This is a genomic window from Haemophilus seminalis, assembly GCF_006384255.1.
Classification (GTDB): domain Bacteria; phylum Pseudomonadota; class Gammaproteobacteria; order Enterobacterales; family Pasteurellaceae; genus Haemophilus; species Haemophilus seminalis.
This window is the reverse complement of the sequence record NZ_VCED01000006.1, coordinates 114,713-136,800: the sequence shown is the minus strand read 5'-3', so window position 1 is coordinate 136,800 and position 22,088 is coordinate 114,713. Positions and strand designations below refer to the sequence as shown.

At 37.0% G+C, this 22,088-nt stretch carries 19 protein-coding genes; 6 read left to right on the top strand and 13 right to left on the bottom strand.

Going from position 1 to position 22,088, the window contains the following annotated elements; translation table 11 throughout:
• Nucleotides 1-318: 318 nt before the first annotated feature.
• The 8 genes from FE813_RS08690 to mukF all read right to left on the bottom strand — a co-directional run bounded on the left by FE813_RS08690 (nt 319) and on the right by mukF (nt 10,846).
• Nucleotides 319-528, bottom strand: coding sequence for an antitoxin VbhA family protein (locus tag FE813_RS08690; protein WP_139990250.1), 210 nt, complete (start codon nt 526-528; stop codon nt 319-321).
• Nucleotides 525-890, bottom strand: coding sequence for a hypothetical protein (locus FE813_RS08685; RefSeq protein ID WP_139990249.1), 366 nt, complete (start codon nt 888-890; stop codon nt 525-527). Before FE813_RS08685 ends, FE813_RS08690 begins: the two co-directional genes overlap by 4 nt.
• Before the next feature lie 4 nt (nt 891-894).
• Entirely contained in the window at nt 895-1,188 is a 294-nt protein-coding gene (locus tag FE813_RS08680; protein ID WP_005639336.1) for a hypothetical protein, read from the bottom strand.
• 418 nt (nt 1,189-1,606) lie between these two features.
• Nucleotides 1,607-3,028 carry an exodeoxyribonuclease I gene (sbcB, locus tag FE813_RS08675; RefSeq protein ID WP_139990248.1) on the bottom strand — a complete coding sequence of 474 codons (1,422 nt, stop codon included), beginning with the start codon at nt 3,026-3,028 and terminating at the stop codon, nt 1,607-1,609.
• 12 nt (nt 3,029-3,040) lie between these two features.
• Nucleotides 3,041-3,916 carry a DMT family transporter gene (locus FE813_RS08670; protein ID WP_139990247.1) on the bottom strand — a complete coding sequence of 292 codons (876 nt, stop codon included), beginning with the start codon at nt 3,914-3,916 and terminating at the stop codon, nt 3,041-3,043.
• 69 nt (nt 3,917-3,985) lie between these two features.
• Nucleotides 3,986-8,518 (bottom strand): chromosome partition protein MukB, encoded by a 4,533-nt coding sequence (gene mukB, locus FE813_RS08665; RefSeq protein ID WP_139990246.1) that lies wholly within the window; start codon nt 8,516-8,518, stop codon nt 3,986-3,988.
• Nucleotides 8,518-9,252, bottom strand: coding sequence for a chromosome partition protein MukE (gene mukE, locus FE813_RS08660; RefSeq protein WP_139990245.1), 735 nt, complete (start codon nt 9,250-9,252; stop codon nt 8,518-8,520). The genes mukB and mukE overlap by 1 nt, the downstream gene beginning before the upstream one ends.
• 259 nt (nt 9,253-9,511) lie before the next feature.
• Nucleotides 9,512-10,846 (bottom strand): chromosome partition protein MukF, encoded by a 1,335-nt coding sequence (gene mukF / locus FE813_RS08655; protein ID WP_139990244.1) that lies wholly within the window; start codon nt 10,844-10,846, stop codon nt 9,512-9,514.
• A 472-nt stretch (nt 10,847-11,318) separates the two neighbouring features.
• Between mukF and FE813_RS08650 the strand changes: the two genes are divergently transcribed.
• Nucleotides 11,319-11,876, top strand: a complete 558-nt coding sequence (locus FE813_RS08650) for a YbhB/YbcL family Raf kinase inhibitor-like protein (RefSeq protein WP_139990243.1) — start codon at nt 11,319-11,321, stop codon at nt 11,874-11,876.
• Here FE813_RS08650 and FE813_RS08645 read toward each other — a convergent pair.
• Entirely contained in the window at nt 11,873-12,661 is a 789-nt protein-coding gene (locus tag FE813_RS08645) for an AraC family transcriptional regulator (protein ID WP_235898327.1), read from the bottom strand. The two genes, FE813_RS08650 and FE813_RS08645, sit on opposite strands and share 4 nt — an antisense overlap.
• A gap of 443 nt (nt 12,662-13,104) precedes the next feature.
• On the opposite strand from FE813_RS08645, the gene ttcA reads away from it, so the two are divergent.
• From ttcA to FE813_RS08630, 3 genes are all read left to right on the top strand, one after another.
• Nucleotides 13,105-14,046, top strand: a complete 942-nt coding sequence (gene ttcA, locus FE813_RS08640; RefSeq protein WP_139990241.1) for a tRNA 2-thiocytidine(32) synthetase TtcA — start codon at nt 13,105-13,107, stop codon at nt 14,044-14,046.
• A gap of 1 nt (nt 14,047) precedes the next feature.
• Nucleotides 14,048-14,377: a TusE/DsrC/DsvC family sulfur relay protein gene (locus FE813_RS08635; RefSeq protein ID WP_139990240.1), complete on the top strand. Its 330-nt coding sequence runs from the start codon at nt 14,048-14,050 to the stop codon at nt 14,375-14,377.
• A gap of 107 nt (nt 14,378-14,484) precedes the next feature.
• On the top strand, nt 14,485-14,694 hold the full coding sequence (locus tag FE813_RS08630) for a TOBE domain-containing protein (RefSeq protein WP_005631673.1): 210 nt from the start codon (nt 14,485-14,487) through the stop codon (nt 14,692-14,694).
• A gap of 93 nt (nt 14,695-14,787) precedes the next feature.
• Here the strand turns inward: FE813_RS08630 and cdd are convergent, their stop codons facing one another.
• Nucleotides 14,788-15,666: a cytidine deaminase gene (gene cdd / locus FE813_RS08625; protein ID WP_139990239.1), complete on the bottom strand. Its 879-nt coding sequence runs from the start codon at nt 15,664-15,666 to the stop codon at nt 14,788-14,790.
• Nucleotides 15,667-15,939: 273 nt separating this feature from the next.
• Here cdd and FE813_RS08620 point away from each other — a divergent pair, with 273 nt between their 5' ends.
• The gene (locus FE813_RS08620) at nt 15,940-16,422 is read left to right on the top strand and encodes a Dps family protein (RefSeq protein WP_048953185.1); all 483 of its coding nucleotides are present in this window, start codon (nt 15,940-15,942) and stop codon (nt 16,420-16,422) included.
• Between the two features lie 95 nt (nt 16,423-16,517).
• Here FE813_RS08620 and topA read toward each other — a convergent pair whose 3' ends face one another.
• Nucleotides 16,518-19,124 carry a type I DNA topoisomerase gene (gene topA / locus FE813_RS08615; protein ID WP_139990238.1) on the bottom strand — a complete coding sequence of 869 codons (2,607 nt, stop codon included), beginning with the start codon at nt 19,122-19,124 and terminating at the stop codon, nt 16,518-16,520.
• A 95-nt stretch (nt 19,125-19,219) separates the two neighbouring features.
• Here topA and FE813_RS08610 point away from each other — a divergent pair, with 95 nt between their 5' ends.
• Nucleotides 19,220-20,113: a LysR family transcriptional regulator gene (locus FE813_RS08610; RefSeq protein ID WP_139990237.1), complete on the top strand. Its 894-nt coding sequence runs from the start codon at nt 19,220-19,222 to the stop codon at nt 20,111-20,113.
• A 35-nt stretch (nt 20,114-20,148) separates the two neighbouring features.
• Here the strand turns inward: FE813_RS08610 and FE813_RS08605 are convergent, their stop codons facing one another.
• Together FE813_RS08605 and pyrD are read right to left on the bottom strand one after the other, a co-directional pair.
• A complete protein-coding gene (locus FE813_RS08605; RefSeq protein WP_139990236.1) occupies nt 20,149-20,973 on the bottom strand; it encodes a PHP domain-containing protein in 825 nt (274 codons plus the stop codon).
• The gene (gene pyrD / locus FE813_RS08600) at nt 20,973-21,992 is read right to left on the bottom strand and encodes a quinone-dependent dihydroorotate dehydrogenase (RefSeq protein WP_139990235.1); all 1,020 of its coding nucleotides are present in this window, start codon (nt 21,990-21,992) and stop codon (nt 20,973-20,975) included. The genes FE813_RS08605 and pyrD overlap by 1 nt, the downstream gene beginning before the upstream one ends.
• Nucleotides 21,993-22,088 lie beyond the last annotated feature (96 nt).

Here is a 22,088-nt window from a genome sequence, read left to right as displayed (position 1 = left end):
AAAACTTGCCCCAAATTCTAAAGAAGCTTTTATTTCAAAGGCCATATATAGAGAAAAAGAATAAATATAAAAAAGTATCAAGTTTGATACCAAAGTTCGGGTGTTACAGAACTCCCGAACTTTTTTGTGCGTTTTGTAACCACCAGAGGTTTTATACAGAAACAAAAAAGCAAGGTTGAAACCTTGCTTTTTTGTATATTAAGTAGCACTTATGGCAGCTTACGCCCGATTAAAGTTCGCATTAAGGCAGCGAAGCACCACTTTAAGTAAGCACTTTCGGTAGCTAATCACCTAAATTAAGTAAGCATTTTACGGCAGCTAATCGCCTAAATTTTTGTTCAGGTAATCTCCTAAACCAAGCCTATTGTAAAGTTCTATCTTAAATTCTTCAATAGTTAAATCTCCCTCAATCCATTTCTCTGAAAGTTCAATAAAGTTTTCAGGCGGCTCATGTCCAGCCAAACGATTATTATCCAGAGCAAACTGTACTGATTTTCGTCTACTTATCTTTTCTTCTTCACTAATCATTTGATTTCCAAAGCTGCCTTATCCAGCCATTCAGCATACATCAGTAAAACACCATCAAGTTCTTTAATGCCTTGATTATAATCATATTCATATATCCAATTTTCATTAGAATTAATCTCTCTAATATCTATGAATTTATGTTTTAATTCAGATACTTTTTTCATGTCCAATTGAATATCTTCTTTAGTGAATGGAATGTCTAAATTTTCTGAAAAATCATCATAATTCAATGATAATTGAAATAAGGTATTCCATCCACTCTTTGCAATAGATACCAATCTATGTTTTTCTCTCGTTAAGTAATCTACTCCGCTATCATAGATAGCAACGATAGGGTCATAAAAATCTTCACTACTACTCATAAATTTATCTTATTTTTCGTCTATAAAATTGCCTTGGTGCCATAGGGCTAAAAGCCTTAATAAATTCATCTTTATCTATTGGTACGGTGGAATTCTTTAACTCTTTTAAAAATGCGGCCAAATGTTCGCAAAGGTCAAAACGCGCTTGAGTTTCTTCGGGCGTATAAAATCGTTTTGTATCAAATCTGATCTCTATCGTATCTAACGTGCAATAAACCCTATAATCATCAGCCTTTAGTAACCTAACAGCGTTTAGAAAGTGTATAGGTGTTATATCTTTCAATGTAATATTTGCCATAAACCTAATAACTTGAATTTCGCATAATAGCGGATTATGTGTAAATTCTTGCGCGGTGCTGCGCCATTATACCGCGCTTCAAATTGTAACATAATCCGAAAATCATTATGCGAAATTAGTTATCAGGTTGGCGAAAGCTATGGGTTAAATAAATCACACACTTATGCACAAGTCACAGGTACTAGCAAAACAAGACAAAATAAGGCTAGATAACACGTTGTAACGTGTTATTTTATAGAGTTATTGAATGGATAAGTTGAAATGTAAAGACAATGTAAAGGTGAAACAAGCTAAATCTATGTGATTGCGCTACGTTAAATCTGGATGATTTTTTTGGATAATGATTCCCAGAATAAAAATAACAAAAAGCACGTTTTTATTAAAACGTGCTCTTCTAAAAAACGTGACAACGTATCGACTAACCTAGTAATTTTATACCGTATTCATATACTTGTTGTAATAAGGATAGTTTTTCAGGATTATCTGAATGTTCCTCTGCTAAACGTTGTAAACTTGATTCAAAATCTACCGCACTTTTTTCAAGTTTATTCTGTCGGTATTTTTGCCATTTAATTTGTTCAGCGCGTGTGAGAGTTTTATAAAAATGACGAGCTCGATAATGGAATAATAATTCAGGGATACGTTTATCTTCAAAAGCTAAACCATGTTCAGCTAATTTTTCTGCAGGTAAACTACGTAAAATAGACATATTATTTTTATCAGCATTACTGAAAAAGCCATTGTATAGCTCAGTTTCTACATTATCATTCGATTTAAATTGACGTTCTTCATTAAAAATATCCACCACTTTTTCTCGAATATCAAAAGATGCTCGTAATTTTGCAAGATTATCTAAGCATAATTGTCGATCAATACCCAAGCGATGTGCTGTTTCTGGCAACAAGGTTTTGGCTGGCGCTAAAATAGGACATTTATTGATATGTACAAGCTTTAATGGAACGGATGAAACTCCCTGTTCTTCTAATTCCGATTTTTTAGTATATAAATCTGCCCGCAATTCATCCGCACTTTTAGCTAATAAATTATCGATATCGCCAGTTAAATCACAAACAATGAGTGCATTTTGATTTGTTGGATGCCAAGCTAAAGGTGCAACCCAAGTGCAATTTCCACGATAATTCCCTAACATGCCAGAAACATGCACTAAAGGCGCCATTGCGCCTGTATCAACCAACTTTTCGATTTCTTTTTTACCTCGATTTTCAAAGAAATATTGGAATAATTTAGGCTGTTTTTCTTTAATTAATTTCGCCATAGCAATAGTTGCATATACATCAGCCATTGCATCGTGAGCATTTTCATGCTCAATACCATTTACTTTAGTGAGTTTTTCTAAACGGAAACTTGGCATTCCATCATCGTCATAAGCCCAATTAATCCCTTCTGGACGCAAGGCATAACAAGCTCGTACTAAATCTAACAAATCCCAGCGTGAATTCCCATTTTTCCAACTATATTCATAAGGATCAATAAAATTACGATAAAACGTATAACGCGTCATTTCATCATCGTAGCGAATATTGTTATAGCCCATGACACAAGTATTGGGTTGGGAAAACTCTGCTAAGATATTTGCGGCGAATTCAGGCTCAGAAAGCCCCTTTTCATTACATTCTTGTGGTGTAATTCCTGTCACCATTACGGCTTCAGGAGCCGGTAAATAATCGTTGGTTTGTTTACAATAAAACATTATTGGTTCACCAATGATATTAAAATCAGCATCTGTGCGAATACCTGCGAATTGCGCAGGGCGATCTGTTGCTGGATTTACACCAAAACTTTCATAATCGTAAATAAAAAAGCTGAAATCTTTTGCCATGACTACTCTCTTTTACGCGATAATTTTATCTAAATAATATAGGCAGAAAATAGCTGATAAACTAAAAATAATACCAATCCAATTTAGCTTACTAATTTTTTCTTTAAAAACTAATGCGCCAGTTATCGTGCCTAAGCAAATTACGCCAATGTTCATTCCCGCGAAAACAAGCGTTGGATTTCCAGCAAAACTTTGATGTGCTTTTATGTAGAATAAAATATTAAAGAAATTCAATACACCTAAAACGATGCCACCAATTACACTTGATGATGTCCATTGGGCACGTTTTAAGAATAAATAGATAAACATAACGCAAGCTGCAAGCGAGAAGGAAATAAACAATGTTGCAGGGAATGCACCGCCGCTTTTCGCCACTTGTTTGAATAAAATATCAATGATGCCGTAACCAAACCAGACGCCGATTAATCCTAAAACACCTTTAAAATTGACCGCACTTTGCCCTTGAGTTGGCTTAGTTAATAAACAAAATAAACCAATAAAGGCTAATACAACGCCAATGATTTTAGATTGGCTTAGTGTTTCATGAAAAATCAAAAACGCAGCTAAAATGGGAAGGAATAACGAAAGACGTTGCGCTGCATCTGAACGTACAATTCCAGCAAACTCCACTGCTTTTGACATAATAATAAACACGCTAGGTAACAATAAACCTAGCGCTAAAAAAATGGGTGAGTTTTCGCTTTGTACGATGTAATCAGTAAATTCTAAACCTTTAAAATCAGGTTTGAGTAAAAAATAACTGAAAGTGATGGCTGTAATGTAGTTGAATGCGATAGCTTGTTCAATAATAACATTTTTTTTACGAGCTATTTTAAGCAAAACTGAAACAGCTACGCTGCAGAGAATGGCAAGAATAAGATTGTGCATTTAAATTCCTTATATAATTAAAGTGCGGTCAAAAATCTTAAAATTTTAACCGCACTTCCCTTCTATTTTTTATTCTGTCGCACCGAATCCGCGTAAACCAACAACGTGTACGTGCTCTTGATTGCCTGCGATTTTACGTACGAGTTTATAGGTTGTACCTTTTTCCGGGCTAATGTTTTCTGGCGCAGCAATAAGTAACTGCATATCTAAACGTTCGCAAAGTTCGAATAAGGTAGAAATAGATTTACCGTCTAAACGAGCTGCTTCATCTAAGAACAACAAGCGACAAGGCACAATATCTTTACCACGAATTCGACGACTTTCTTCTTCCCAACTTTGAACAACCATTAAGAGAATTGACATACCTGTACCTATAGCTTCACCAGTAGAAAGTGCGCCACTTTCTGCACGTAACCAACCATCAGCACCACGGAATACTTCTACTTCAAGCTCAAGATAATTACGGTAATCTAACAATTCTTCACCAATTGTTTGCGCTGTACGTTGCCCCATATCAATATGTGGATTGATGCGTTGGTAGAGCTTAGCCATAGCTTCAGAGAAGGTGATGCGGTTATCGTTGAATAAATCTTGATATTCATCTTGCTGACCAGAAAGTGCGTCCAATAACATGGCATGGGTATCACGAATATTCACTACCAAACGAACAGATTTCACCTGACCAAACGTAATGTTTTGTAAACCTTGGTTAAGCATACGAATACGATTTTGTTCACGCTGAATCGTTTTACGCATAATATTTGCAACACTTTCAGAACTGATAGCCAATTTTTTCTCACGGCCAGTTAATTCAGCGGTTAAACGAGAAAGCTCAATTTCCATTTGTTCAATGGCATCAATTGGATCATCCGTTTTAATGATGTCTTGGCGAATACGTTCACGTAGATGCTGATACACCGCAATAAAGAATCGCACTTTATTTTCAGGTTTGCGACTATCTTCAGACACTCTTAGACTATCACGTAGATATTCATTATCCGCCACTGCTGTACGCAACGCACCTAATGCTTTATCCGACATTGAACGTAACTCATCTGCAGATAAATAAGCGAGCTCTCGACGATTGAGGCGTTTTTCCATATCAGAGTTGCGGGATAAGCGTAAAACCACACACCAACTCACTTTCGCGGCTACAACTAATTCACGTTGAGTTTTATAATCACGTTCGGTTTTACGAATAAGACGATTTAAGTTGTCCGCTTCGCTTTCAATTAATGTCAGTTGTTTTTCTACATAAGAACGACGCTGACGGCTCGTTGAAAGTTGTTGATGTAATTCATCACGACGGATACGTGCACGTTCTTCGGCACCATCATCAGCTCTCACACCAAGATCGCTAATTTCACCAATCAACTCATTTAAAAGTTGATATTTACTATCGTAAGAACTTTGTAATTGAATCAATACACGATTGTATTCAGCAAATTGACTTTGTTTTTGACGAACTTGCTCACGTTGCGTATCTCGCTGTGCCTGCATTTGTTCTAAACGTTGGCGAAGTTTTTCGTTAAGTTCAGAAGTTTCAGCCTGCCCTGCATCTTCATAACCAAAATGCTGTTTACGTTGTACCACATCAGCTAACGCAAATACACGTTGTTGAACTTGTTTTTGACGCTCAATCGCTTGAGTTAATTCATTTTTTAAGCCTTCATAATTTTCTGGATCGCTTTGTAAACTATTGGCTATAGGCTCTAATTGTGACAACGTTACGCCATGCTGACGAATAAAATATTCATCTTGCTCTGCAATATCTAATTGCTCGCGACATTCTTCAATACGATCAATTAAATCATCATCAGCTAATACATTGAGTTGTGGAATCAACTTATTAAGTAATTGCAGTTTTTCTTTTGCATTATCTAATTGAATACGTAATTGTTGTTCGCCGCTATTAAATTGGTTTAATTCACGCTCAATTTCATTGCGTTCGCGATTAATTTCAGACATTAACTCTTCTGGATTTGGCTGGAACGCAAGCGCCAAATGCAACCCAACAAATTGACTGAAATGTTCGTGTAAACGTTGGCATTTTTGTACATCAAACGCAATTTGGGCATGTTGTTCTGCCACTTCATCACGTTCAATTTGTAATTCTTCTAAACGTTTTTCACGCGCTGCACGCCCAAATAACGGAATTTCAGGGAATCTTGAATAGCGTAATTCACGATCTGAAACTTGCACGACAACACCCAGCTCAAGTTCTTGTGCAGATAATACGCTGTCGTCAAATGCGGTAGGATCGCCTTCAATTAAATACAAATCATCAGGGCAATCTTCTAATTGGGCAAGTTGTTCACGCACAGCATTGAGATCACGCACAACAATAGCATGACGTGCAGGCCCGTAGAGTGCGGAGAAATAAGGCGCATCTTCAATTGTTACGTCATCGTAAAGCTCCGAAAGCAGCACCCCACCAAAACGTTCTGCCAACATATTTAAACGCGGATCTTCTGAACCATCTGGCTGACTTAAACGAGAAATTTGTTCATCTAAATGCAAACGTTTTTGTTCAAGTTGATCACGCTGCATCGTGAGTTCACGTTCTTTCACAAGTTGTGATTGCATAAAGTTCATCACATCTTGGCTATGTTCAAACGTCTCGCCACTTTGTTGCTCTAAACGTTCTAATGCAGCTTGAGCTGTCAGCCATGCTGGCGCTTTACGTGCATTTTCATCATAAAGTGCGGTTAAATTTTCACGTTTTTGACGAAGCGTAGAACGATTTTCCACTTGTTCTGAAAGTTCAGCAGAAATATCTTCAATTAACGCTTCTTGCTCAGCGTGACAATCCTCTAATTCTTCTGCCGTTTGTAAACTTAAATTAGCTCGTTGATTAAAATCATTAAGTAATTTGACCGCACTTTGTTGTTGTGCATAACGTTGCTCAAGTTCATGTAATTTTGTGCGAAGTTGTGGCGTTTGTTGTGCCTGCAATTTTTGGCTTGGATATTCGCGTAATAATTCTTTCGCACTTTCCCACGCAGCAGAACGAGGCATTTCACCCGCAATTTTGCATACCAATTGGTACGCTTTATCGAACTGAGATTTTGCTGCTTCAGAAATAGACATTTTGTTCTCAAGCTCAAGTACGGTTTCCGTCAAACTTTCTGCATGGGCTTCAAACTCTGCGTGATAATCTTCTACATTTTTAACACTTAAATCCGCTAAACCGCATAATGTTTTCGCTTTTTCAAGAGCTGCAATGGCTTGTTGATATTGAAGTGCGCGAGTTTGTTGGGCATCTAATGCTTGTTGATAGTCTGCTAATTGGGCTCGCACCGCATCAATTTCAATTTCAGTTTGCTCAAATTGGGCTTGGCTTTCTTCTAACGCATCATTCGCATCTTCAACCACCATTTTTTGTTCTTCTAAACGCTCGGTGAGTTCTGCAATATCTTCTTGATAACGCGTAATTTTTTCTTGGTGACGTAAAGCATTTAACACTAAGTTAAGATGATCAACCGCACTTTGGTGATCAACTTCTAAAGTCCGTTCATTTTCTGCCAATTCTGCCGCTTCTCGACTTAAATCAACTAAACGATGTTGAGATAAATTCTGCTCTGCTTTTGCTTTATACCACTCTCGACGAGATTCTAATGCAGCCTCAATATTGCCACGGCGTTCATTTGCATTACGCATATAATCCGAAGCAACATAATTGGTGGTTTCAGTAATTAAATGTTTGAATAAATCGCGATCTGATTGCGTGACCTTAATCGCTTCTAAAGTCATACGGTTCTCACGCAATGCACTTTCCATATCTTGGAAAGCTTTGCGCACACCTAAATTTTCCGGCAATAAATAGTCACGTAAAGAGCGTGTGATTGCGCTGGAAATACCACCGTATAAAGACGCTTCGATAAGTTTATAGAATTTGCTTCGGTCTGATGCTGATCGTAAACGTTTCGGAATAATACCTAAATCGAACATCATGCCGTGATAATCGGTGATAGAATGATATTGTTTGAATTGAGCACCAATATTTTCAATTTTATCTTTGAGTTCGTTTAAATTAAGTACGCGTGCTTGACGTTCGCCCACGGTTTCAGTGAAAAGTGAGGTCGGATTTTGAGATAATTCAACACCTTGAATTGAGAACGTTTTTAAATCAACCTTTTTATCACGACCTGCAATTTGCTGCAGACGCACACCAACAAGAATACGTTGATGACGTGAGTTAATGGTATCTAATACCGCGTAACAAACACCCGGACGCAATTTACCATGTAAACCTTTATCGCGAGAACCGCCTGTGGAGCCAGCTTCTGTTGTATTACGGAAATGTAAAAGAGTTAAATCGGGAATTAATGCTGTCACAAATCCAGCCATTGTAGTTGATTTACCTGCACCGTTACCACCAGATAGCGTGGTAACTAATTCGTCTAAATCGAAAGTACGGGCAAAAAAACCATTCCAGTTAATTAAGGTTAAAGAACGGAATTTACCACGCTCTACACCATTATTTGTCGTCATGCTAAAAGGCATAGGTGCGTCAACGATTTCTTCGACGTTTTCATTTTCCATAATGACTTCATCGCTCTCTAATTCGATTTCATTTTCTAATTCAAAAACATCAGACATTATTCTTGTTCTCCGTCAAATTCTTCGTCAATTTCATCCGCACTTTCCGCATCGTTTTCCACTAATTGCGCTTGTTTTTCCAACGCTAAGGATTCTGATGTTGCCGCTTCTCCATCACGAATGAGTCGAGCTTGAGCCTCTAATAGATCATCTCCGCTACGCACTTCTGCACCAAAACGAAATACAGATTCAGAAATCGTAAATTTCCCACTATTTTGTTCGCCAACAGTTTGAATCATACCTAAACGACGTAAACGACCAATTGCAGCCCGCACTTTTTCTGCCAATTTTTGTTTATCTAAGTCAGAACCACTTGAACGCTGATTAACTGCTTTTAATAATTTTCCTTCATCGGCAAGATTTAATAATTCATCATACACTTCTTGCGTACTAAAAATGCCTTGTTGAGCTAAACGTTCTGGGCTTAAATAAAGATAACAAAGCACTTTACCAACAAGCATTTCCAACTCAGAAAGCACTGAACGTGCAATTAATGTCGTTGCTTTCGGACGCAAATAGAAAAATCCTTCTGGCGCACGAATTAGTTCCACGTTATAGCGACGATAAAATCCGTCTAATTCATTTTGGAAATCCATTAAAAATGCGTGATTATCTAAATGCTCCATGCTGATATGGCGACCCGAGCGCAATAGACTATCTACCGCTGGAAATATTGGATTTGCAATCGCCAAAGCGAGTTTTGGGGAAATTACATCTTGAAGGTTGTCTGTCATTGGTTATTTCTCTATTAAAACTTTATTCAGTTACTTTCTTCGTTAATCATTATTGCCAAATCTCCCCTAGCCCCTCTTTGCTAAAGAGGGGGATATTCTTTAACAAATCAATTCTTGCCGATTCCTTCAGCATTTTCTAACACAATGAAATAATCTCAATATCAATTATTTCATTATTATTCCCCTATTTAGCAAAGAGGGATTGGGGAGATCTAACAGAAGTAATTCCGACGAAATTAGCTTTTAAATTATCTTAAAATCAATACTTATCAATTACATGCGCTTGCACTTCTGCGCCACGTTCATTAATTGCTTGCCAATCTGGATAAATACCCGATAAATCATCATTTGCCATACCAAGGCGTACTGCTTGATCAACAATGATTCGAGCCACATCAAAATGATGAGAAAGTGGATAATTTTCCAGTTGTTCTTTTAACACTAAAGTCAAATCAATCGGACGATTATTTTCACGATAAGCAATCAGTAAGCCTTGCATATGCTCTACAATTTGATCATGTAAATCAGAAAGGGATTCGTATTGCAATTCTTCCGGCAATTCACCTAAAGCATCATCTTCACGCAACACCATTTCTTCATCGCGCAGATCGACTAAACGCTCAGCTTGCGCTGTCCATAAGAACCAAGGATGATCAAAATAATGATGAATAGAATTACGTAAACGTTGTGAAAACACGCGATTTTTATCCATATCAATGGCAGTACGAATAAATTTATGTACATGGCGGTCATAACCAATCCATAAATCGATGGCTTGTTGTCCCCAACTAATAATTCGGTCAAGTTTAGATTGTAAATTGGTAATTAATTGATCAATAAAATACAAATCATCACGCCCGATCACACAATCTTGAATACGCAATAATTGCGCTTGAAGTTTATCCCCTGCGGCATTTAGCGTATCTTGTAATTCGCGTAAATTCCCAGATGTTTCATCTAATAAACGTTCACAGCTTGAAATCGCCGCTTGCCAATCTTTAGTAAGAAGCTCTGCAATTTCATCTTTAATACTTTGCTGGTTTTCATCCATAATGCGCTGCGAAAGATCGATGCTATCAAAAATCTCTGCAACGGAATATTTTAATGGCGCAAATACATTACGACGCCAATAATGTTCACTTTCATTATTCTCCACGCCTTCTTCTGCAGAATCAGAAGCGCGTTGAATTTCATCTGCCACAATGGAAAGTTGCACTGAAAGACGCAATGCAGAAAACTCACGCTGGCGAATATAATAGTCAGATACGCCTACACCCAATGGCGTTAAACGATAAATGGCTAACCCTTCGGTAAACTCGCTGCTAAAACGGTTTAACAAACGCTGTTTTACTAATTCATTAATGGCATTGTTGGCGCGCGTAGCGATAGCATCGGTGGATTGCTCAAAAGCATTCATCGTGTGGCGGAAAATATCCACAAGATCGGCTTCTAACATTTCGCCGTCTAAACGTTCGTTGTTATAAATTGCAATCGCTAGCAGGAAAACCAAGCGCTCGGTAGGTAAATTCAAAGAAAACTCGCGATCTTTTGCCCAAGAGATGAGTTCAGGAATAGTTTGGGATGTTTCAATCATTGAATTGCAAAGCGTTAAAATTGAACAAAAAATTGGAAAGATTATACAGGATTTTTTGCGGATCTTAAAAATCTTCTTTTGAATTGACCGCACTTTCCTATTTTTCATGCAGGAGAAACACAAATATTACCTATTTATTGCCCGCTCATTAAATCTATCAATAACTCATTTCTAAATTCATTGGAATAAGAAGCGATTGTTAATCTACTTTTCATACTTTCTTTTTTCGAATGCATATAGATAAAAAATAAAGATAATTATAGATTTCTAAAAATATAATACTTTAGATAATTCATTTCAGGAGATTTCTGCTGTGAAAAGTGGTAGTTGGTAAAATAAAAGAAAGAATTTAATTTTTCAGAAAATTTTCAAAAAATACCAGAAATAAAAAATATTTGAGCGTTTTTGCACAATTTTAGTTAATAAGATTTCCTATACTGATACCTCATGTACATCAAGAAAAGGAAAAATCATGAAAAAAATGATCTCAACAGTATTTTGTTCACTTATTGCTGGTACATCTTGTGCCAACTCATCAGTTTTTAGCATTAATGTGCCAGATTTACCTAAACACGGATTTCACGCTAAAAACTTGTTAAGTGCCGATTATGGTTTTGGTTGCAATGGAGGAAATCTGTCACCAGCGATTTCTTGGGCAAATGCTCCGAAAGGGACGAAAAGCTTTGTGGTGACGATCTATGATAAAGATGCACCAACAGGCATTGGCTGGATGCATTGGGTCGTTGTAAATATTCCTGCAAATACGACCGCTCTTCCTGAAGGCATTAAAGCTGATGGTACTAATTTACCACAAGGTGCGCTGCAAACTCGCACTGATTTTGGCGTGCCAGGCTTTGGCGGAGCTTGTCCACTCGAAGGACAAAAACACCGTTACGAAATTAAAGTCACAGCAGTAAGTGTAGAAACCTTACCAAATGTGACGGCAGATACAATGCCTGCTGTAGTCGGTTATTTTACTAAAGCTAATGCCCTTGCCGAAGCTTCTATTATTGTGGAACATAGTCGTTAAACAGCACTTGATTGCCGAACCTCTAAGGGAGAGCAGCCAAAATGTTGTTTAAATTTCACGGAAAAACGTGAATGACTTTCATAGCCAACTTCATAGGCGATTTGTGAAATTGGGCGTTGAGTGAGTTGTAACAAATTCAACGCTCGCATCATTCGAACTGTGGTTAATACTTCCCGAAACGATGTTTTTTCTGCGGCGAGATGACGGCGCAATGTAGCTTCACTGGTATTTAATGATTTTGCAATATCACCAATTTTCCAGTGATACTCACAATTTTCTGAAATTTTCTTACTAATTTGACACTTTAAAGAAGGGGTAGAAAAGGGATTAAAGATACCCCCCTGTTCAGACAACCAAGCCAACAATTCCCACAAGCGAATTTCCACAATACGATCTGGAATTTCATCACTGGAAAGTGCTTTTGAAACAATCGAAAAAGCTTGCTGCATAAAAGGATGTACAGGCAAGTGAAACAGGCTTTCAAAGGGTTTTGGCTCCGAAAACAGTCCAAAAAATCTCTCAACCGCTGCATTATCAATAGATAACCAATCCGCTTGATATACACCTAGTTCATCAGGTTCATTAATCACATCAAAGCGTTGATTTCCTGCCAACATTACCATTTCACCAGCTTGGATAATTTTCTCTCCATTTATCCAACGCAAAATTTTCCTACCACGCCTAACCCAAATAACGGTAGGTTGCGTAAAATAGGATTTATCTAGTTTCAATTTATGTCTTTGTATAATAGTACTTTTTTCAGCAAAATTAGGACGAATGGGCATAAAAATTCCTTGTAAAAGTGCGGTCATTTTAAGTAATTTTTTATGAATGTTCTAGATTATGCTAAACACTCTCCTCTATTTTTAAATGAAGGATCATTTAGAATAATCTGCTACCTATAGCTATTTTCAGCGTACAAATAAATACTCACTAGACAGATAAAAGTATCATTCCGTTATGTAATCAAATAGACGGAGAAGATTATAGAGAATCTAACAAGTTTATAGTTTAGGATTGTACTAGATAACTAGCCCCCCCTTAACTTATTGTTTTGAAATGGAAATTCTAGATTTTATTTCTCTATGATTAAAATGCCATTATTGTCAGATTAGATCTGATCATCTATAGTTAAGAAGATATTACTCCTAAATTTTAGGAAAATGCGATCTTGCTCTAATTTTTCACGTATAATGTGCGCCTTTCATGAATAACTAAAGATAACAGAATGAGCGAATTAACCCAGTTAGCCCAACAAGAAAAAAAACAAACCTATAATTTCAATAAATTACAAAAACGTCTTCGCCGTAATGTAGGCAACGCCATTGCGGATTTTGGGATGATTGAAGATGGGGATAAAGTCATGGTGTGTTTATCCGGAGGAAAAGACAGTTATACGCTTCTCGATATTTTGTTGAATTTACAGCAAAGTGCACCAATTAAATTTGATATTGTGGCGGTGAACCTCGATCAAAAACAACCGGGTTTTCCAGAACACGTATTGCCTGAATATTTAGAAAGCATTGGCGTAGATTACAAAATTGTACAAGAAAATACTTACGGAATTGTGAAAGAAAAAATTCCTGAGGGAAAAACCACCTGTTCACTCTGCTCTCGCCTACGCCGTGGAATTTTATACCGTACTGCCACAGAACTTGGTGCAACCAAAATCGCTTTAGGACACCACCGAGACGATATGTTAGCGACACTATTTTTAAATATGTTTTATGGCGGCAAAATGAAATCCATGCCACCTAAATTGATTTCTGACGATGGTAAACAAATTGTGATTCGTCCGCTTGCTTACTGCAAAGAAAAAGACATTGAAAAATATGCCATCGCGAAAGAATTTCCGATTATTCCTTGTAACCTATGCGGCTCACAACCAAATCTTCAACGCCAAGTCGTAAAAGAAATGCTCAATACTTGGGATCGCCAATATCCGGGACGCTTAGAAACTATGTTCAGCGCAATGCAAAACATTACATTGTCATATATGTGTGATCCGAAATTATTTGATTTCAAGGGAATCAAACATGGACAACTAATTGATGGCATTGAAGGCGATACCGCATTTGATGAAGAACGAATCACGCCAATGCAATTTGAGGACGAAGATCAAACTGATTTTTCAAACAACGAAATGATTAACTTTAAAGAAGTAAATTAATATGTTGAATATCAATGGAATGGAAATTGAAACTGACAAAGATGGTTATTTGCTTAATAGCCAACAATGGAACGAAGATGTCGCTCGAGCTATTGCCCAGGTAGAAAGTATTGAATTAACTAATGCACATTGGGAAGTAATTTACTTCGTGCGAGACTTTTACCAGGAATATAACACATCCCCTGCCATCCGTATGTTGGTAAAAGCAATGGCGGAAAAGCTTGGGGCAGATAAAGGTAATAGCCGTTATCTGCAACGCTTATTTCCTGAAGGCCCCGCAAAACAAGCTACAAAACTAGCAGGCTTGCCAAAACCTGCCAAATGCCTATAAAAGTGCGGTCAATTTTTTGAGAATTTTAAACTCTAGGTTTATTTACGACTGTCTTTTTGTAAGATAATATATAGGCTCTTTTAAACCCTAACTAACAAGGAAATGTTATGAAAATTAGTGCAAGAAACCAATTAAAAGGCAAAGTTGTTTCAATCGAAAACGGTTCAGTAAACGCAATCGTTCACATCGATATCGGTGGCGGTAACGTGCTTTCTTCTACTGTATCTTTAGCAGCAGTTAAAGAATTAAACTTAGAAGTTGGTAAAGAAGCATATGCAATCATCAAAGCAACTTCTGTAATGGTTGGCGTAGAATAATTTCTCCCATAAAGATAGAACTTAATAAGCCGTACTTTTAAAGTGCGGCTTTTTCATATATTTATAATAATGACAAGATAGTTCTTTAAATTTCTATAATGCGATATATTCTAATTTAATTGCTGACAGACCCAATAATAAAGATTCTGCCATGACTCGATGACTTAGTGTAAGTGCTTTTTCAACCATCACAACCCTTTCAATTTCACTTAATTTTTTATCATTTAAATAAGCAAAATTAAGTGCAGTTTGCAAAGCGGGTAAACTTGGGTTAAATGCAGCATTTTCCGCATAGCGTCCGGTTACGATATCTCCATCTTTAAATAAAATCACAATACCGTGTGGACTATGCGAATAAGGACAATGGGATTGGTTAGCGGCTAAAATTGCATGATTTATAAGCGGATCTTGGAAGTCTGCTGCTAAATGATGCTCTTCTTTCGCTAAAAGATGTGTTTCGATATCTAAATCTTTAGGACCAAATGCATCAGGTAAATAAGTATGCAATAAATTATTTTGGCTATGTGGTAAGTGAATTGATAATTTATCAGCGCCATCTAATTCATTCATAAATTGGCGGCAATGACCACAAGGCGTATAATTCACCACTATATCCGTAATTCGGCTTTCATTACGTAACCAGGCATGACTAATCGCACTTTGCTCCGCATGAATAGTTTGTTGAATCGCTTTTCCTGCAAATTCTTGATTGGCACCAAAATAAAAGTCTCCTTGTTCACCAATCGCTATTGCACCAACATTAAAATGAGAAACTGCTGTATGGCTATAACAGGCCGCAATTGGTAATAAATGTATCGCAAGTTTTAATGGTGTTAATTCAAAATCACGACAAAGTTGTAACACTTGTGAGTGGCTTAAAAAGCCTGCCCAATGTTGTAAACGAAGTGCTTCTACAATCGCTTGATTCATTATATTTTCTTGTGGTAATGCATTTTTAATAAGTTCTTGCATAAATTATCCTTTTTAAAACATCGAAAATACATGTTACTTATTAGAACAAAATTTATTACTTACTGCGAGTGTCTCACTAAATATTCCTTAAAACTGTGATCTGGATCACTTAATTTGATAGATTTAAATTATTACATTTTGTTAACATATAGCCAATAACTATCAATTTTATTGAATAGAACAATTTCACAGTATATTTTAAGGACGTATAATGACTCTCAACAAAGGGAGAGCATTAGCTCAAATTATTAACATTGATAGAAGGAAAATACTATGTCAAAAACATCAATAGGCTTAGATAAAGTTCAATCAGCTGAATTAGCAAATAAACTAAATGAATTACTTGCCACCTATCAAGTTTTCTACACAAATGTACGTGGCTACCACTGGAATATTAAAGGTGTAAATTTCTTCGAATTACATGCAAAATTTGAAGAAATTTATACCGATTTAATCACCAAAGTTGATGAAGTTGCAGAACGTATTCTTACATTAGGCTATGTGCCGAATAATGCTTATAGCCAATATTTAGAAGTTTCACGCATTAAAGAAGATATCGCTGTAAGCAATGCACAAGAATGTTTATCAGGTACATTACAAGGCCTAAAAACACTACTAGAACAACAACGTGAAATTCTTATCCTAGCAGGTGAAGCAGATGATGAAGGTACCGCTTCACAAATGAGTGATTACATTAAAGAACAAGAAAAATTAGTGTGGATGTTCCAAGCAGCTTGTCAAACCTGTCATGCTTAATTTATAAAGTTCTATCGAATAAGCCCGCCATTGCGGGCTTTTATTTTTTCTTCTTTATATACTAAAAAGTGCAGTGATTTACCGCACTTTTCTTCTTATTTTTTTCGTTCAACCCATTTTCCATTGGTGAAATCAACAATCCATTTCGTCGCTTTTCCATCTTTTTCAGAAGTCACATATTGTTTCTTCTCTTTACGACTAAAACGAACAATCGCTTCATTCCCTTCAGGATCTTTTTGTGGTGCATCGGCTAAATAAGCTAATTTTTCAGGTAGACGCTCACGATATTGCACAAGTTCAGCGATTTTAACCGGGCGTGTTTCGCGGGATTTCGGGAAGTTATGTGCTGACATAAATACACCACTCGCACCGTCACGCAATACAAAATATGCATCAGATTTTTCGCATTTTAACTCAGGGAAATGTACAGGCTCTTCTTTCGGTGGGGCGACTTCGCCATTTTTCAAAATTTTGCGCGTGTTATCACAATTTGTACATCCCATATACTTGCCAAAACGACCAAGTTTTAAATGCATATCCGCACCGCATTTATCACACTCAACAACAGGGCCATCATAACCTTTAATTTTGAATGAGCCTTCTTCAATCAAATATCCATCACAATTTGGATTATTACCACAAACATGGATTTTACGATGGGCATCGATTATATAGCTGTCCATTGCCGTTCCACATTTTGTACAACGTTTACGATCCATTAATGCTTTGGTTTCCGAAGATTCATCTAAAACGTTCAGTAATTCCGCTTCAGGAATTAAATTAATCGTCGTTTTGCACCGCTCTTTTGGCGGTAATGCATAACCTGTACATCCTAAAAATACCCCTGTACTTGCCGTACGAATTGCCATTTTTCTGCCACAGGTTGGGCATTTAATATCTGTTTCCACAAGGCTATTTGGGCGCATACCGCCTTCAAGTTCATCCAATTCAGCTTTAGAAAGCTGGCTAGAAAAATCCTTGAAGAATTGATTCAATTCAGTTTTCCAATTCACCGAACCAGAGGCGATTTTATCTAAAGTATCTTCCATATTCGCGGTGAAATCGTAATTCATTAATTCACCAAAAGACTCATTGAGGCGATCAGTCACAATTTCGCCCATCTTTTCCGCATAGAAACGACGATTTTCAGTACGAACATAGCCACGTTCTTGGATAGTAGAAATAATTGCCGCGTAAGTAGAAGGACGGCCAATACCACGTTTTTCCAATTCTTTTACTAAAGCCGCTTCAGTAAAACGAGCAGGTGGTTTAGTAAAATGTTGGGTTGGTTGCACTTCTTTTAAGGCAAGTTTTTCTGAAACAGCAACTGAAGGCAATTCTTGATCTTCAGGATTTTTGCCTATCTGTGGCAATACTTTTGTCCAACCATCAAAACGTAAAATTCGGCCTTTTGCTTTCAAGGTATAATCGCCAGCTGACACAGTCAATGTACTGCTATCATATTGCGCTGGTGGCATTTGACATGCTAAGAATTGACGCCAAATTAAATCATAAAGGCGTACCGCATCTTTCTCCATTCCCTCTAAGGATTCAGGCAATGCTCGAATGTCAGATGGACGAATAGCCTCATGTGCCTCTTGCGCATTTTCTTTACTTGAATAGAAATTTGGTTTTTCTGGTAAATATTGTGCACCAAAATGATTTTCAATATAGCTACGTGCCATATTAAGCGCATCTTGACTCAAATTGGTTGAATCCGTACGCATATAAGTAATGTAACCCGCTTCATATAAACGTTGGGCTAACATCATTGTTTTTTTAACGCCAAATCCCAAGCGAGTACTTGCAGTTTGTTGAAGCGTTGATGTAATAAATGGCGCTCTAGGACGAGAACTTGTCGGCTTAGTTTCCAAATCTGTGACAACGTAATCTGAAACATTCAGAAAATCTACCGCACTTTGCGCTTCTTTTTGATTTTTTGGATCAAATTTCTTGCCTTTATAATCCGTGACATCCAAGCGTATAGCTTGTTTATTCTGATTATTCGTAAGTACCGCAACTTCCCAATATTCTTCAGGCTGGAACGCTTTAATTTCACGCTCACGTTCTACTAATAATTTAACCGCAACCGATTGAACTCGACCAGCAGAAAGCCCGCGAGCGACTTTTTTCCAAAGTAGCGGAGATACCATAAAGCCCACTACTCTATCTAAAAAGCGACGAGTTTGTTGTGCATTAACTCGATCCATATTTAATTGTTCAGGCTTTTCAAAAGCCTGTTTAATGGCATTTTTAGTGATTTCGTTAAACACTACTCGACTAAAGCGCTCATCATCGCCACCAATCACCTCGCGTAAATGCCATGCAATCGCTTCCCCTTCTCTATCCAAGTCGGTTGCGAGATAAATATGATCTGCTTTTTTAGCAAGCGATTTTAATTCGGAAACTACTTTTTCTTTACCAGGCAAAATCTGATAATTTGCTTTCCAATCGTGATAAGGATCAATCCCCATACGTTTAACTAAGGCATTACGTTCCTTTTCAGCCTTAATTTTTGCTTTTTCTTCGGCATCCATACCTTTGGTTGAAATTGGTTTAGCTTTTTCACCTGTACCAGAACCAACCGTCGGCAAATCACGAATATGTCCAACACTAGATTTCACCACATATTGGCTACCTAAATATTTATTGATGGTCTTTGCTTTTGCCGGCGATTCCACAATCACCAAGGATTTACTCATTTGATTACCTAATATCACTAGAATTTTGTAAAATTGGGGGTATAGTGCAAAGTTATGTAGGCAAAATCAAGCATTTTTTCAAAAAAGCTCTATAAATGGATAAACTCAACGCGATTTCTATTTTCTGCAAAGTCATTGAAACCCAAAGTTTTACATTGGCAGCAAAGCAACAAAATATTTCTGTGGCAATGGCAAGCAAATTAGTTTCACAGTTAGAAGAACATTTAAAAACACGATTGTTACAACGTACCACCAGAAAAATTATACCTACTGAAGCGGGAATGATGTATTACCAACGCTGCCAAGGAATTTTGCTTGATTTAGATGAAGCTGATTCTAGCATCACTCACCTCACTAGCTCATTACAAGGAAATTTACTTATTTCTGTTCCTCGTGATTTTGGTTTACTTTTTATCGTACCGAATTTACCGCTATTTATTGCCGAACATCCTAATCTACATGTTGAAATTGAGTTTAATGACAAAAAAATTGACCTTGTGGCAGAAGGCTATGATCTTGCATTACGTATCGGCCATATGGCGGACAGTTCTCTAGTATCACGCAAAATCAGCACAAATACGCTACACTTTGTGGCGTCACCAAGCTATCTTGAGGCGAATGGCATCCCACAAACACCTGATGATTTAGAACATCACAATGGCTTACTTTATAAAAATGCAATGAATCACGTAAATTGGGTTGGCTCACACATAAATCAAACACAACGTTTCAAAATCCAATCCAAAGTGGTAAGCAATAGTGGTTTAGCCTTATTAGAAATGGCAAAAGCAGGACTAGGCATTGTGAATTTACCGAGATTTATTATTGGTCAATCTCTTGAAAAAGGTGAACTGATTGAAGTCTTACCGGAATATAAACAACAAAAATTAGAAATTCATGTGGTCTATCCGAACAGAAGACATTTACCAATAAAAGTGCGGGCATTTATTGAGTTTTTATCTGGATTAGGTTTGTGTAATGAGATCTAATTAAATATATAGGCAAATATTACTTGTCCTACGTACTAAAATAACGTCCAAACCGGGGTGACTTCATCCATTAGGGTTAAATTTTTTCCTAATTCAATCCATCCGCAAGGAAAATGAAAATCAGACCCTACTGAACCAACGAATTTAAATTCACCTGCTAATCGTGTAAGCATTTGACGCTGATCCTTTGTTGTACCGCAATCTGCCATTTCCATACCATCACCACCCCAGGTTTTAAAATCGGCCATTAACTTACGTACCCATTTCCCTGTCATATTATAGCGTAATGGATGGGCAATAACGGCGATGCCGCCTGCCGCATGAATAGCTTCAATTGCAGTGGGAATATCAGTCCATTGTGATTTAACAAAAGCATATTGTCCCTGTCCTAAATAACGCTTAAAGGCTTGTCCATCATTTGATACTTTACCAATATGCACTAAATAGCGTGCATAATGTGCGCGTGTAACCTCTCCATTGGCGAATAATTTTGCACCGTTATAAGCATTCGGTATACCTACCTTTTCTAATTTTGTACCAATTTCAATTGCCCTTTTAGCACGTAGTATTTTTTGACTTTCCAAAAGTGCGGTAATTTTTGGATGCATTTTATTAAAATTTAACCCAACGATATGAATTCCGCGCCCCTCCCAGTTGGTTGAAATCTCAACGCCTGTAATTAGTTTGATCCCTATTTCTTTTGCCGCTAATTGTGCCTCATCAATGCCATCAACTGTATCATGATCGCATAATGCTAGTACATTTACGCCTTGTTCATGAGCACGTAGAACTACTTCACGAGGTGAAAGTACACCATCAGATGCCGTACTATGGCAATGTAAATCAAATATTTTTGTCATTATTTTATGTTTCTTATTAATTCCGCAACCAATTTAGGACCATGATAAATTAGCCCCGAATAAATCTGCAGTAATGTTGCCCCAACGTTCATTTTAGCTTGTGCATCTGATACGCTATCAATACCACCACAACCAATAATTGGGATACGCCCTTGTAATTCTTCATGTAATCGTTTGATAATGGCTGTACTTTTATATTGTAAGGGTTTTCCGCTTAATCCACCTTCTTGTTCTGAATATTTTAATCCAGTGACATTGTCACGGGAAATGGTCGTATTTGTGGCAATCACCCCATCGATTTTATGACGGATTAACCCATCTGCAATTTGGACAAGTTCAGCATCATTCAAATCTGGTGCAATTTTCACTACAATAGGTACGTACTTATTATATTGTTTAGCTAAGACTGATTGGCGAGATTTAATCTCTTTTAATAAATCATCAAAATAATCACCATATTGTAATTGACGCAAATCTGGCGTATTAGGTGATGAAATATTCACTGTAATATAACCTGCATAATTATAAGCCTTATTTAAACAGAAAATATAATCGTCCTTGCCTCTTTCCAATGGGGTCCATTTATTTTTGCCAATATTAATGCCTATCACCCCCTTATAATGGGTGTTTTTTACATTTTCAATCAGATAATCAATACCCTTATTATTAAATCCATTATGGTTAATGATACCCTCAGCTTCTATTAAACGAAATTGACGAGGCTTTGCGTTACCATCCTGAGCAAATGGTGTTACCGTACCCACTTCAATAAACCCAAGCCCCAGCATGCCGAAACCATCAATTGCCTCACCATTTTTATCCGCTCCTGCCGCCAAACCAACAAGATTAGAAAAATTTATTCCCATTACTGTTTTAGATAAACCTTTCGGCGCATCAATGAGTGATTTAAAAAGTGGATAAAATAATGGATGAGCAGTCATTTTTAAACACTGAAGAGTAAAATCATGGGCTTTTTCAGCATCCATTTGGAAAATGGCATATCGAAATAATTTATACATACGCGTTTATCTCTCAGGATAGTTTACTGTAATAAAGAAAGGAGAATTTTTAATAAAGCTTACTTAATCATGTGTATTTTAAGGTTAAGGATAATA